Source organism: Vagococcus fessus, assembly GCF_003987565.1.
Classification (GTDB): domain Bacteria; phylum Bacillota; class Bacilli; order Lactobacillales; family Vagococcaceae; genus Vagococcus_D; species Vagococcus_D fessus.
Map to the genome: position 1 here is coordinate 531,985 of NZ_NGJY01000001.1, position 13,197 is coordinate 545,181.

13 protein-coding genes and 1 pseudogene are annotated in these 13,197 nt (G+C 37.5%); 3 read left to right on the top strand and 11 right to left on the bottom strand.

The genetic code is table 11. The features are described 5' to 3' along the window. Nucleotides 1–41: 41 nt before the first annotated feature. From CBF31_RS02610 to CBF31_RS02620, 3 genes are read right to left on the bottom strand one after another with little or no spacing between them, the layout of a single operon-like run. The gene (locus CBF31_RS02610) at nucleotides 42–953 is read right to left on the bottom strand and encodes a PTS system mannose/fructose/sorbose family transporter subunit IID (RefSeq protein WP_126830687.1); all 912 of its coding nucleotides are present in this window, start codon (nucleotides 951–953) and stop codon (nucleotides 42–44) included. A 22-nt stretch (nucleotides 954–975) separates the two neighbouring features. Then, a complete protein-coding gene (locus CBF31_RS02615; RefSeq protein ID WP_126830689.1) occupies nucleotides 976–1,779 on the bottom strand; it encodes a PTS mannose/fructose/sorbose transporter subunit IIC in 804 nt (267 codons plus the stop codon). Nucleotides 1,780–1,805: 26 nt separating this feature from the next. After that, the gene (locus tag CBF31_RS02620; RefSeq protein ID WP_126830691.1) at nucleotides 1,806–2,798 is read right to left on the bottom strand and encodes a mannose/fructose/sorbose PTS transporter subunit IIA; all 993 of its coding nucleotides are present in this window, start codon (nucleotides 2,796–2,798) and stop codon (nucleotides 1,806–1,808) included. 385 nt (nucleotides 2,799–3,183) lie between these two features. On the opposite strand from CBF31_RS02620, the gene CBF31_RS02625 reads away from it, so the two are divergent. Further along, on the top strand, nucleotides 3,184–4,347 hold the full coding sequence (locus CBF31_RS02625) for an iron-containing alcohol dehydrogenase (protein WP_281272804.1): 1,164 nt from the start codon (nucleotides 3,184–3,186) through the stop codon (nucleotides 4,345–4,347). A 26-nt stretch (nucleotides 4,348–4,373) separates the two neighbouring features. Here CBF31_RS02625 and CBF31_RS02630 read toward each other — a convergent pair whose 3' ends face one another. Continuing rightward, nucleotides 4,374–4,733, bottom strand: a complete 360-nt coding sequence (locus CBF31_RS02630; protein WP_126830695.1) for a hypothetical protein — start codon at nucleotides 4,731–4,733, stop codon at nucleotides 4,374–4,376. Between the two features lie 232 nt (nucleotides 4,734–4,965). On the opposite strand from CBF31_RS02630, the gene CBF31_RS02635 reads away from it, so the two are divergent. Then, the gene (locus CBF31_RS02635; protein ID WP_126830697.1) at nucleotides 4,966–5,445 is read left to right on the top strand and encodes a DUF2798 domain-containing protein; all 480 of its coding nucleotides are present in this window, start codon (nucleotides 4,966–4,968) and stop codon (nucleotides 5,443–5,445) included. Between the two features lie 29 nt (nucleotides 5,446–5,474). On the opposite strand, the gene CBF31_RS02640 is transcribed toward CBF31_RS02635, so the two are convergent. The 3 genes and pseudogenes from CBF31_RS02640 to CBF31_RS02650 all read right to left on the bottom strand — a co-directional run. Next, nucleotides 5,475–6,425 (bottom strand): D-2-hydroxyacid dehydrogenase, encoded by a 951-nt coding sequence (locus tag CBF31_RS02640; protein WP_126830699.1) that lies wholly within the window; start codon nucleotides 6,423–6,425, stop codon nucleotides 5,475–5,477. Nucleotides 6,426–6,513: 88 nt separating this feature from the next. Next, on the bottom strand, nucleotides 6,514–7,140 hold the full coding sequence (locus CBF31_RS02645; protein ID WP_126830701.1) for a YfbR-like 5'-deoxynucleotidase: 627 nt from the start codon (nucleotides 7,138–7,140) through the stop codon (nucleotides 6,514–6,516). 351 nt (nucleotides 7,141–7,491) lie between these two features. Next, nucleotides 7,492–8,631: pseudogene (locus CBF31_RS02650) on the bottom strand (SulP family inorganic anion transporter); the annotation flags it as partial. A gap of 228 nt (nucleotides 8,632–8,859) precedes the next feature. Here CBF31_RS02650 and CBF31_RS02655 point away from each other — a divergent pair. Further along, nucleotides 8,860–9,183 carry a hypothetical protein gene (locus tag CBF31_RS02655; RefSeq protein ID WP_126830705.1) on the top strand — a complete coding sequence of 108 codons (324 nt, stop codon included), beginning with the start codon at nucleotides 8,860–8,862 and terminating at the stop codon, nucleotides 9,181–9,183. 34 nt (nucleotides 9,184–9,217) lie between these two features. On the opposite strand, the gene CBF31_RS02660 is transcribed toward CBF31_RS02655, so the two are convergent. The 4 genes from CBF31_RS02660 to opp3b are packed head-to-tail and all read right to left on the bottom strand — an operon-like array spanning nucleotide 9,218 to nucleotide 13,183. Then, entirely contained in the window at nucleotides 9,218–10,156 is a 939-nt protein-coding gene (locus CBF31_RS02660; protein WP_170167850.1) for an ABC transporter ATP-binding protein, read from the bottom strand. Nucleotides 10,157–10,158: 2 nt separating this feature from the next. Then, nucleotides 10,159–11,202: an ABC transporter ATP-binding protein gene (locus CBF31_RS02665; protein ID WP_126830709.1), complete on the bottom strand. Its 1,044-nt coding sequence runs from the start codon at nucleotides 11,200–11,202 to the stop codon at nucleotides 10,159–10,161. 11 nt (nucleotides 11,203–11,213) lie between these two features. After that, complete coding sequence (locus CBF31_RS02670) at nucleotides 11,214–12,242, bottom strand: ABC transporter permease (protein WP_126830711.1); 1,029 nt, start codon at nucleotides 12,240–12,242, stop codon at nucleotides 11,214–11,216. Continuing rightward, nucleotides 12,242–13,183 carry an oligopeptide ABC transporter permease gene (gene opp3b, locus CBF31_RS02675; protein WP_170167851.1) on the bottom strand — a complete coding sequence of 314 codons (942 nt, stop codon included), beginning with the start codon at nucleotides 13,181–13,183 and terminating at the stop codon, nucleotides 12,242–12,244. Before opp3b ends, CBF31_RS02670 begins: the two co-directional genes overlap by 1 nt. Nucleotides 13,184–13,197: the final 14 nt, after the last annotated feature.

Consider the following 13,197-nt stretch of genomic DNA (forward strand, 5'->3'; position numbering starts at 1 on the left):
TATTAAAAAAAGCTCGGAAGTTCCGAGCTTTTAATTTGTTTCTATAATAAACCGATTAAGTGTCCAACGATCCCAACTACGAATAAGCCAAGGATGATAACAATAGGACTAACTTTTTTCTTAAGTAACCACATACAGAAGAAAGTTAATAATAACGGCATTAAGCCAGGAATTAATTGATCTAAGTTATCTTGTAATGTTGTTACTTTAGTTTGTGATAATGCCATACCAGAGTTTACTTTTTCGAAAGCTTGTTGCATACCTTCGCCACCTGCTGGTAATTTATTCCATTCGATAAATGCGCCATCATCTAGTTTAACCTCAGATACAACTGGTAAGAATTTAATAGATACCCAACGTTGTACCAATGCTGCCAGAACGAACATCCCGAGGATTGACGCTCCTTTAGTGACATCTTGTAATAAACCACCTGATAAATCATCCGTAATTTTAGAACCGGCTTTATAACCAAATTCTTGTGTGTACCACATGAATGCCATACGAATTAAGTTCCAAGCTACGAAGAAAATGATTGGTCCCATAATGTTACCAGTCATTGCAAGAGAAGCTCCTAAAGCTCCTAAGATCGGACGTAATGTAAACCAGAATACTGGATCACCGATACCAGCTAAAGGTCCCATCATACCAACCTTAACCCCTTGAATCGCAACATCATCAACTGGAGCGCCATTTGCACGTTCTTCTTCAAGTGCTAAAGTTACTCCTAAGATTGGTGATGCGATATATGGATGTGTATTAAAGAATTCTAAATGACGTTTCATTGCTTGAGAGCGTTCTTCGTCAGTTTTATATAATTTCTTGATTGCTGGGATCATTGAGAATGCCCAACCACCATTTTGCATACGTTCGTAGTTCCATGAACCTTGAATAAATGTTGAGCGCCAAGCTACGGCTAGACGGTCTTTTTTAGTTAATTCAATTTTTTCTGCCATTTTCTGTTCTCCTCCTTCAGGATTAATAGTCATTTAAGATGTCGCCTAGTGGGTCGCCTGAGTTACTGTTGCTTCCTCCGTTAGATGAACCACCCATTTTAGATAAGTTTAAGTAGATAAGAGCAAGTGCCACACCGATACCACCTAAAGCGATTAATGTTAATTCTGACATTGCTGCTACAACGAAACCTAAAATGAAGAAAGGCCATACTTCTTTTGTTGCCATCATGTTGATTACAAGTGCGTAACCTACGGCAACGACCATTCCACCACCGATAGCCATACCTTCATTTAACCATGCTGGCATTGACTCTAAGAATCCTTGAACAGTTGAAGCTGGGATGAATAATAATGCTGCTGCAGGAATTGCAATACGTAAACCTTGCATTGCTACTGCGGCCATGTGTAACATTTCTAAACGTCTGATGTTACCTTTTTCAGCTGCTGCATCCATCATGTGAACGATTGGCACAGCTAATGTACGAACGATCATTGTTAAGAATAAACCTGCTACTGCTAAAGGTACGGCAACCGCAATCGCTGTATCAACACCTTTAACACCTTGACCACCTAATACTAAAATAATTGCTGATGCAACTGATGCTAAAGCAGCATCTGGTGCTACTGCTGCTCCGATATTTGCCCAACCTAAAGCGATCATTTGTAATGTACCACCTAAGATGATACCAGCTTCTAGGTTACCTGTTACTAAACCGATTAATGTACACGCCACTAATGGTTGATGGAATTGGAATTCATCTAAAATCCCTTCCATACCAGCTAGGAACGCAATAAGTATAACTAAAATCATTGATAGTGCTGACATGATAAGCCTCCTATATTATTTAATTTTTATTTTGCATTGTTAATTTCTGTTTGTGCTTTTTTCAAAATCTCATCCATGTTGGCTTTAGAATCATTTGGTACTTTACGGACATCAAATTTAACGCCTTTTTCTTTGATTTTCGCAAATGTATCCACATCATCTTGTCCCATAGATAATACTTTACTTACTACTACTTTACCCACTGAGTGAGCCATTGAACCGATATTAACTTCTTTAATATCTACGCCACCTTCTAATGCGCGTAAAACGTCTTGAGGTGTTTCAAATAATAGTAACGCTTTTGTATTACCAAAACGAGGATCTTTTGAAATTTCAATCATTTTACTGATTGGGATAACGTTAGCTTTAACCCCTGGAGGAGCAGCTTGTTCGATTAATTTCTTACGTAAGTCATCTTTTGCTACTGCATCAGATACTACGATAATACGGTTTGGTTGTGTTGTTTTAGTCCAAGCTGTTGCAACTTGTCCATGTAATAGACGAGAGTCAATACGAGCTAGAACAAACTCAATTTCACCATTTCCTAAAACAGTTCCTGGTGCAATAGCGCCTTGAATTTCTTCTTTTTCAGCTACTGCTGGTGCTGCTTCTTCAGGTTCTAGAGCTTCTGGACGAACTCTAACCCCTTCTTTTGCTGTTTCAAGAACGTGAGCTGCAATTTCTTGAGCTGAGTTCATTGAAAAACGTGACGCATACGCTTCGATAACCATTGGTAAATTCATACCAGCTACGATAGCCCATTTGTCTTTGTGGTCCTCAAACAATGTATTTGCTTGGTTAAAAGGTGTACCGCCCCATAAATCAACTAAGAATAAAACTTCTTCTTGATCGTCAAATGTTGCGATAGCTTCTTGCATTTTAGCCTTAACATCTTCAGGTCCTTCACTAGGCATTAACGTAATAGCTTTTACGTTCTCTTGCTCTCCGAAAATCATAGCGCCGGATTGTAAGATACCTTCAGCGAATTCACCGTGACTGGCTAGGATAATTCCTACCATATTCTAATCCCTCCTATTTCATTTATCTTTTTTTAAAGATCACCTTTATACAAGCAATTACCGTGCCAAATTTAGTGTGTCGGTCATTTTCCACCAAACCACGGCAATTTTCGTCATAGATAATACACTCTTTACTATTTCGTTGTGTATCGATAGTGTATTATCAGGTTTTTAATGAACACTCTACCTAGTGTATTGTATTTTAAATACACTAAGAAAACTTTCTATACATAAATATCAAATAAGAACACAACTGTTGTTCCGTTTTTTTTATAGGACATATTTAACGATTTGTCCGTTCAATTATTCACAAAAAGTTTTATACTTTAGATATAGTTTTGAAAAGGGATACATTCCCTACACCATTAAAAGAAAAGAGGAATTTATTATGCGTTATTTTGATTACTTTTTACCTAATGTAAACTTCTTTGGTCCTAAATCTGTTGAGGTCATTGGAGATCGTGTCGAACTTCTAGGCGTTAAAAAAGCTCTTATCGTAACAGATGGTTTCTTACGTAATATGGAAAATGGTCCAGTGAAACAAGTTGAAAAACATTTAAATGATAAAAATATTGAGTATGTTTTCTATGACGGTGTTGAACCTAATCCTAAAATCTCTAACTGTTTAGACGGATTAGCCGTTTACAATGATAACAATTGTGACGCTATTATCACTGTTGGTGGTGGTTCTGCTCATGACTGTGGTAAAGGTATTGGTATTGCAGCAACACACGACAAACCTCTTACTGAATTAGCTGGTATTGAAACACTTGATAACCCACTTCCTCCAATTGTTGCTGTCAATACAACAGCTGGTACTGCAAGTGAAATTACACGTCACTGTGTCTTAACAAATTCAGAAACACATTTAAAATTCGTTATCGTAAGCTGGCGTAATGTCCCTGTTGTTTCTATTAATGATCCATTATTAATGTTAGATATTCCAGCTGGCCTTACAGCTGCAACAGGTATGGATGCTTTAACTCATGCGGTTGAATCTTATGTCTCTAAAAATGCTAACCCTGTAACAGATGCGGCTGCTATCCAAGCGATCAAACTAATTAGCACAAACTTACGCCAAGCTGTTGCCAATGGACAAAATGTTGAAGCGCGTGAAAATATGGCGTACGCTTCACTTCTTGCTGGTATGGCCTTTAACAATGCTGACCTTGGTTACGTACATGCTATGGCTCACCAATTAGGTGGACAATACGATATGGCTCATGGTGTTGCCAATGCGATTCTTTTACCAACTGTTGAAGAATACAACATGATTTCAAACATTGATAAATTTGCTGATATTGCCGAATTTATGGGTGAAGATGTTTCTGGTTTATCAAAACGCGATGCTGCAGTACTTGCTATCAATGCGATGCGTACACTTGCAACTGATGTTGGTATTCCATCAACACTTAAAGAAATGGGTGTCAAACGTGAAGACTTCGAGTTAATGGCAACAAATGCCTTAGTCGATGGAAATGCCTTCAGTAACCCACGTCAAGGAACAAAAGCTGATATTATTTCATTATTTGAAAAAGCTTACGAATAAAATTTAAAAGGAGTAGCTTGTTTTTTTCAAGCTACTCCTTTTTTACTCTTTAAAGTGTATTCTTCTATCTTCCAGTCTATTTCAAGCAATTTATCTAGTTTCTTCCTATAATAAGCAAGTAAAACTAACTCGTATAAGGGAATAAAACTATCTAGCAAGACTGTTTCTGTATATTCTAGTGTATCAATTTCTTTAAATCGATTCTCTTTCCAAAAATCAGATAACCCCTCATCTACAACTAGCTCCTCAAACTTAGCCAACTTACGCTTCGTTAACTCAGACTTCTGCATCTCTTTAATATCCGCAGCATTATCAATACAGCACTTATCAAACTTGATATAGTCTCTCGGGAAATAAGCCTCTAAATCGGTCGTTACTCGTTTCATAAATTCCCTCCTCATTACCTTTAGTGTATCATGATACACTAGTGCATTCTAACTATATGTTTCAAATAATATCCCCTTACTAGTAAACTTTTATTTTTTACTTACGAGAATTTTTTTAATCTGCTACACTATTTTTACAGTGAACATTACTCGTAAGACGTAGGAACCATCTGCCAAGATGGTTTCTGCGTCTTTTTTGTTTACTGATATTAAGAAAGATAGGAGTTTTTTTATGTCACACGATTTACGTTTACCACACAATCCAAAGGAAGGTCTTCTTTATGGCAGTATCATTTGCGGGATAACCGCCTTTTTGATGTCTAGTTTTAATATCTACTTAGAATTCAGAGCTGTAGATAGTCACTATGTCACAACAGTACTCAAAGCTTTTCCTCTATTTTTTGTTATAGCTATGTTGCTAGAAAATTTTGTCATTAGAAAAGCGGTGATGCCTCTTCTAACTAAATTTAGTCATGCCAATGATAGTTTTAATGCTCAGGTCTTATTTAATGTATTTTTTACCGTCATCGGTATGTCCGTAATTATGACAGTAATTGGTGATGTTGTCGGTCACGGTTTTGCCATTCAAACTGGACTATTAAATCGTTTCATTACAGCATGGCCTCGTAACTTTACGATTGTATTGTTTATTGAACTTTTAATCGCTCAACCTACCGCACGTCACATGATGCGTCGGTTGCATCACCACTAAAAAAGAGAGCCCTTTGGCTCTCTTTTTTGTTAGAATCCTTTTTTCACAACATTAGATAACGGGTCCTCTTTCAAGAACTTCTCAAGATTATTTTCCGCTATTTCTATGTATTTAGTTAAGGTTTCTTCTAAATCAAAACCACCAGCAACATGAGGGGTGATAATCATATTTTTCAAATCCCATGCGTCATGATTTTCTGGTAATGGCTCTGGTTCAGTTACATCTAACACCGCTGTAAACTCATCTTCTTGCTTCATATGGGTACATAATGCCTCTAAATCAACCAGACTACCACGCCCCACATTTACAAGGATGGCATCTGATTTCATTTTCGCAAGTAACTCACTATCTACTAAATGGTAATTGCTCGCCATTGCTGGAACGCAAAGTATTAAGACATCTAAGTCACTGACTTTTTCAGCCATATTATCAACGGTTCTAACTTCTTTTACAAATGGGAAACTTACTTTATCTGATTTATAAAAGCCGATAATCTCACTACCTAATCCTGAGAACTTTTCAGCAATATTACGGCCAATATCTCCAAGTCCAATGATGCCGACTTTTGAGCCATAGATTGATTTGATTTTCCCTTCATTTTTCCAATCATGAGTCAGTTGATTTTTATGGTATAAATGAAGTTTTCTCATTGCCATCATGGTCGTAGCAAGTGTATGCTCTGCCACAGTTAAGCCGTATGCCCCTTTGGCATTTGTTAACGTAGTCTGTTCTGGTAATAAATCAGGTTTATTGTAGGCATCATAGCCTGCACTGCAGAGCTGTATCCATTTTAATTTATCTAATTTATTATGTAATCTTTTGGGATGTAAATTGCCCCAAATAATCGTCGCACGTGCTAATTCGTCATCTGTCACATCTTTAGGATTGGTAAAACTAAACTCAACGGTCTTAAAACGGTCAATTAACTCAGTCTTCTTTTCTACTGATAAATCATTTAAAACTACTAGTTTTTCTGTCATGTCCCAGCTCTCCTTTAAACGTTTTCATTCCCCACTAGTATAGCACTTGCATTGATGTTTCGTTACTATTTAAACCTAAATTTCAAATTTAAATTCGCTCACTAATCTTCGCCATAAAGGCTTCTTTACCGTAGAAGTCAGGTAACAATAACTCAGGGAATATTTCCTTAAAGAAATAGCCCACAGATGGACGGTGTTCAAACTTTTTAATCGTTTCGACTGATTCGATAAACATCTCTTTGTATACCGGCTCTGGATTATTTTTAACAATCTCCTCAAATGATTCGTACAACAAATCCACTTTATCCGCAATGGCTAAAATTTCACCTTCAACTGTATCGTCTTTCCCTTCAAATAAGCGTCTTCTATAAATATCTTGAAACTCACTTGGAATTTCCTCTTCAATAAACTGGTCGGTCATTTTTTCTTCTACCGTCTGTAACATGCCTCTTAATTCTTTGCTGGCATATTTGACCGGGGTCTTAATATCTCCAATAAAACGTTCTGTATAATCATGATTCAATGCTTTTTCGTATAATGATTTCCAATTAATCGTCACACCGTTTACTTCTTCAATATCCCCTAAGACTTGTGCGATAGACGCCACTCGGTAAGAATGGGCGGCTACCGTATGCTCGGTAAATTTGAAAAATCCTGGTGCACGTGTAATGGTCTCCAAACTGTTTAATCCTAATATAAATTCATTTAATCCCATACTATCCCTCCTAGGTATTTTTACTATCATACCGAAATCACGTCATCGCGTCAAAGAATATGCTAAAAAAGCCCACTCCTAAGAGCAGGCTTCTGATTACTACTATTATAACCCTTTAATCGTCATAGCACGAGCAGGTGTATCATGGCTTTCTAACCATTCTTTTAATACTTCTTCTCCTGAATGGTCTAAAACTACCATATGACTGAAATCAATCGTCTTCCCATCAAGGCTCACTTTTTCGTCATCAAAATAACGTTGTAATGAGTGAGTTGAGGCGAAGAATAACGGACCTGACACACGGATTGTTTCTTCCGATTCATCAAATTTAAGCGTTGATAGTTTTGCCATAAAGACAATCGCACTCAACAAGACACCTATCGCAATTCCGATAGCTAAATTATGCGTATAAACAACAATCGCTACCGTTACAATCATAATAAAACTTTCAGTGACTTGGAAGCTTCTGATTAAATTCAAACTCTCCCAATTAAATGTCGCAATCGCTACGGTTATCATAATTCCAATTAAAACAGCTGTAGGTATTTGTAACATTAACTCTTTTCCGACTAAAATTAGAATGAGTAACGACGTGCCACCAACTAAGGTTGATAAGCGCGTGCGTCCACCTGATTTAACATTGATAACAGCTTGTCCAATCATGGCACACCCAGCTGGACCACCAAAGAACGCCGTAGCTAAGTTCGCTATACCTTGAGCTTTTACTTCACGTTTAGCATCGCCCTTAGTTTCAGTCATCTCATCAATAATCGGCAAGGTTAATAACGATTCAATCAAACCAACCATCGTAAGAGCGACTGCTGGTCCGATGATAATTTTTAACGTTTCTATTGTTAGAGGAACATGTGGTAAAGCAAATTTGAAACTAGTCTGACTTAAATCACCTAAGTCACCAATCACTTGAAATTGTCCAGGCATTGTAACTGATACGACACCCATTAAGACAATCGCAATAAGTGCTGGTGGCAATACTTTTGTCACTCTTGGTAACACGTACATTAGTAAAATCGTTACCCCTACCATCACAAATGTTAAGGCCGATTGACCTGGTAATTGTTGAACCTGTGCCATAAAAATCATAATCGCCAAAGCATTAACAAATCCGTACATGACCGTTCTAGATATATACTTCATTAACTTATGAATCCCAGCATAACCTAAAATTAATTGAAAAATACCGGTTAGAACCGTTGCAGCTAACATGTAGTCGATGCCGTGAGATTTTATTAACCCCACCATCACTAAAGCCATGGATCCAGCCGCTGCAGTCACCATAGCCGGCCGGCCACCTGTAAAGGTAATCACCAGCATCATGATACTTGACCCAAATAAAGCAGTTAGAGGATTCACTCCTGCGATAATCGCAAACCCGATAACTTCGGGCAAAATAGCTATAGAAGACACAAGACCTGCGAAGAAATCATTTTTCACATTTCCTAACCACTCTTCTTTTTTAATACTAAATAACATATATCGTACTCCTTATTCTCTTTTATCCAACTTTACTATCATACCAAATAACAGGACACATAAAAAGCCTCGGTCTGATTAAGAGCAAGACTTTTAGATAGTGGGTTGGAATGGTTTGTTTTCTCAAAAAATAAGCCTTTTAACAAAACTTATTTAACCTCTTATCTTTCATGATATATAGGTATATAATCAAAGTCATAAATCCCTATATCAAAGGAGTCTTGGCTTATGAAAGCAGACAAACAAGAACAAAACAAACAAGCACTAACTCTTATCCATAAACTCTATAACGAGCTAATTAAACGCCCTGATGCGGATACATCTTGCCAGTATCTTTTAATGAGCTTAAAAACCAGTCACGATAAACTGGAAAAAGGACAAGTATCACCTGAAGATGAATTGCTTGATCTTCACAAGTCACTCCTCTCTTACATTTTTATTGATTCTATTTCACTTTTTCCTAAAGAAAAAGAAGCTCTTCAAGCAATTAAAGACGCGACGAAACCTCGTTCATTCTGGCGAAATATTGGCGTACCACGAATGACAAATTAAAAAAGAGTCTATTCTTAAAAGAATAGACTCTTTTTTAATTCGCTTGTTTCTTACTCTCCAACTTCTCTCGGTACATTTTCACTTCTTCTTCTGTACATCTTACCAAATGCCCCGGTGCGATTTCTCTTAACTCGCGGACTTGGTCGTCTTGACCTTTATAAGGGACACGTTGTCTGGCTTTTTCAAAATCAGGGTCTGGTTGGGGAATTGCTGATAATAAGCTTTCTGTATAAGGATGTAGGCCATACTGATAAACATCATCACTAGACCCTACTTCAACTAATTTACCATAATGCATCACACCAATTCGGTCACTGATATATTTCACCATTGATAAATCATGAGCGATAAACAAATATGTTAACTTTTTCTTGATTTGTAACTCTTTTAATAAATTGACCACTTGTGCTTGAATTGACACATCAAGAGCTGAAATCGGTTCATCACAAATAATAAATTTAGGTTGAACAGCTAACGCTCGAGCAATCCCAATCCGTTGACGTTGTCCACCTGAAAACTCGTGTGGGTAACGTGAGCCGTGACTGGCATTCAACCCAACTGTTTCAAGTAATTGATTGATTTGATGCGTTCTATCGTCATCATCTTTGGCTAAGTTATGAATATCAATCCCTTGTCCTATAATATCTTTGACCTTCATACGGGGATTTAATGAGGCATAAGGGTCTTGGAATATCATCTGCATCTCTTGTCTAAATTTTTGAAGGTCTTTTTGTTTCTTAATACGGCTAATATCTTGACCATCAAACACGATTTCACCTGCAGTTGGTTCATATAGTCTGATGATTGTTCGCCCTGTCGTTGATTTACCACAGCCTGACTCACCAACTAGACCAAATGTTTCACCTTCCATAATCTCAATGGAAATATCATCTACCGCTCTCACTTCATCTTCAGAGCCGACATTAAAATATTGTTTTAAATGCTTCACTTCTAATAATGCTTTCTTTGTCATACTTATTCGCTCCTCTGATAATTTTTACGGTAATAGTCCCAACGCTCTCTAATTTGTTGAGGGGGCTCAACTTTAGGTGCGTCTGGTGACAATAACCATGTTGCTGCAAAATGAGTGGGTGACACTTCAAACATCGGTGGCACTTTTTGACGGTCTATCTCTAGTGCATAGTCATTTCTAGGATAGAAAGCATCGCCAGTTGGTGGGTGTAATAAATCAGGCGGTGTGCCTGGAATGGCATATAATGCTGTTTCTTTTTGTTCTAGACTTGGCATCGAACTCAACAATCCCCACGTATAAGGATGCTGCGGATTATAAAAAACTTCTGATACCAAACCTGTTTCTACAATACGTCCCGCATACATTACTGCTACACGGTCAGCGACATTGGCTACTACACCTAAATCGTGAGTGATAAAAATAATCGATGTCTCTATTTTCACTTGTATCTCTTTCATCAATTCAATAATTTGAGCCTGAACAGTTACATCAAGTGCGGTTGTTGGTTCATCTGCAATTAAGATAGACGGATTACAAATTAAAGCAATCGCAATAACAATCCGCTGTCTTTGACCTCCTGAAAATTGGTGAGGGTAATTTGACAGACGTTCTTTTGCATTTGGGATACCTACTAATTCTAATAATTGTAAAGCACGTTCCATGGCTTCTTTTTTAGAAGCACCATAGTGAATACGTAATGGTTCCGCTACTTGTTTGCCTATCGTCATCGTTGGATTTAGAGAGGTCATAGGGTCTTGAAATATCATACCAATCTCTTTACCACGTATCTTCTGCATCTCTTTTTTACTCTTTGTCACCAAGCTTTCACCCTTAAATACAATATCTCCTGATGTAATTGTGGCATTGTTGGCTAGTAAGCCCATAATACTACGCGAGGTTACTGATTTCCCAGAACCTGATTCCCCAACTATGGCAAGGGTCTCGCCTTTTTTCAAAAAGAAATCAACACCACGAATGGCGTGGACATCTCCTGCATACGTCGCAAATTCTATATTTAAATCGGTAACTTCTAATAATTTTTCCATCTCATCACCCACTAATCTTTCATTTTAGGGTCAAAAGCATCTCTTAACCCATCCGCTAGTAAATTAAAACTAATCATAATGACCGATAACGTCACGGCTGGTATCCAAAGTAAATGTGGCACATATTGGAAGGTTTTATAGCCCTCATTCAGCAAAGTTCCCAGTGACGCAACTGGTGGTCGTAAGCCTATTCCTAAGAAACCAAGAAAGGCTTCGAAAAAGATAGCTGACGGAATACTAAACATTAATTGGATAATAATAACACTACTGATATTAGGCAAGATATGTCTTGTCGCAATCTTCAGCGGTCGTTCTCCCAATGTTTTAGCGGCTAGAATATATTCTTCATTCTTAACTTTTAAAGTTTGACCTCTGACAATACGTGCCATGGTAATCCATCCTGTAATAACCATCGCAAGGATAATCGACATCATGCCTGGTTCAAAAATCGTTAACATCAGAATCATCACCACTAAGTTAGGAATACCTGCTAACACCTCAATAAAACGTTGCATAAAGGTATCCACTCGGCCACCTTTCATCCCTGAAACCAGCCCATATATCACACCTATCGTAATATCTAATAATGCCGCAACTAAGGCGATTAATAACGACATACGTGTTCCCATCAGTAAACGAGATAACACATCGCGTCCTAATCCATCAGTTCCTAAAATATAATTAACCCCTTCTGGAACCGCAGCATATTTATCAATAATTGTTCCGTTAGTTTCGACTTTACCGTTTAGTCCATTAATTGGAAGACCTGGAATACGAGGGGGTAAGTTCATATATTCAACATGTTGTTCTGATGGATCATGTGGCGATAACCAGATAGACCCTACAGATACAATTGAAATCAAAATCAATACAACAAGTGAAATAACAGCACCTTTGTTTTTCTTTAACCGTCTCCAAGAATCTTGCATAAAACTAAGGGACGGTTTCTCTTCTATTTCATCAGAACTAATACCTTCACGGTTTAAAGGTAAAAATTCTGGTTTGATGTTAGTTAACTCATTCTCAACTTTTACAGTCATTATTTTTTACCTCCTGACACTCTAATTCTTGGGTCAATTAAACCGTATAGTATATCTACAATTAACATCACAACGACTAGCAACGTTGAATACATAATCGTAATGGCCATAATCGTTGGGAAATCTTTCATCATGATTGATTTTACAAATTGCTCCCCAATACCTGGCACTGCGAAAATATTTTCAATAACAAGCGAACCCGTTAGTAAGCCCACTGTCATAGGACCTAATAAGGTTACTAATGGAATCAAACTATTTCTTAACCCATGCTTGAAAGAGACCTTCACTCGACTTAACCCTTTGGCTTCAGCTAATTCAATATAGTCACTACTTAATACCTCGACCATTTCTGTTCGTATAAACCGGGCTGAATCAGCTAATGGCGACATGGCTAAGGCCAATGTTGGTAAGATGGTTGACCACATTCCTTGATCCCATTTAGCGATAGGAAACCAATTTAATTTTAAAGCAAAAATATATTGTAAAATAACAGCAAAAACAAAGTTAGGAATTGACCGTCCTAAAATAGCAATAACTGTCGAAACTGAATCAATCCAAGTATTTTGTTTCATGGCAGATAGGACACCTAGCCCAATGCCTAATAACGTTCCTACAATAATAGCTTGTACTCCTAATTGAACAGAGGGTCCAATTCGTTTGCCTATTAATTTTGAAACAGGTTGATTTTGGAATTGGAAAGAAACGCCAAAATCACCTTTGCTGACATTCTTCAGATAAATCACATAACGCTCTGCTAAAGGTTTATCTAATCCCGACTGCTTATCTAATAACTCAATTTGTTCGGGGCTTAATTTCTCCTGGTTAGCATATGGCGAACCTGGCAAGAAATTCATTAAAAAGAACGTCGCTGTTATAATTAACCACAATGTTACAATCATCAAGCCCACACGCTTGGCTAAATACTTCATAAAATTAGTCACTCTCTACCCCACGC

Coding starts and splice junctions, on each gene's coding strand:
- CBF31_RS02620 (WP_126830691.1), bottom strand. CDS start 2,798: ATGGTAGGAATTATCCTAGCCAGTCACGGTGAATTCGCTGAAGGTATC.
- CBF31_RS02660 (WP_170167850.1), bottom strand. CDS start 10,156: ATGACAAAGAAAGCATTATTAGAAGTGAAGCATTTAAAACAATATTTT.
- CBF31_RS02610 (WP_126830687.1), bottom strand. CDS start 953: ATGGCAGAAAAAATTGAATTAACTAAAAAAGACCGTCTAGCCGTAGCT.
- CBF31_RS02630 (WP_126830695.1), bottom strand. CDS start 4,733: ATGAAACGAGTAACGACCGATTTAGAGGCTTATTTCCCGAGAGACTAT.
- CBF31_RS02640 (WP_126830699.1), bottom strand. CDS start 6,425: ATGACAGAAAAACTAGTAGTTTTAAATGATTTATCAGTAGAAAAGAAG.
- CBF31_RS02655 (WP_126830705.1), top strand. CDS start 8,860: ATGAAAGCAGACAAACAAGAACAAAACAAACAAGCACTAACTCTTATC.
- CBF31_RS02665 (WP_126830709.1), bottom strand. CDS start 11,202: ATGGAAAAATTATTAGAAGTTACCGATTTAAATATAGAATTTGCGACG.
- CBF31_RS02670 (WP_126830711.1), bottom strand. CDS start 12,242: ATGACTGTAAAAGTTGAGAATGAGTTAACTAACATCAAACCAGAATTT.
- CBF31_RS02615 (WP_126830689.1), bottom strand. CDS start 1,779: ATGTCAGCACTATCAATGATTTTAGTTATACTTATTGCGTTCCTAGCT.
- CBF31_RS02635 (WP_126830697.1), top strand. CDS start 4,966: ATGTCACACGATTTACGTTTACCACACAATCCAAAGGAAGGTCTTCTT.
- CBF31_RS02645 (WP_126830701.1), bottom strand. CDS start 7,140: ATGGGATTAAATGAATTTATATTAGGATTAAACAGTTTGGAGACCATT.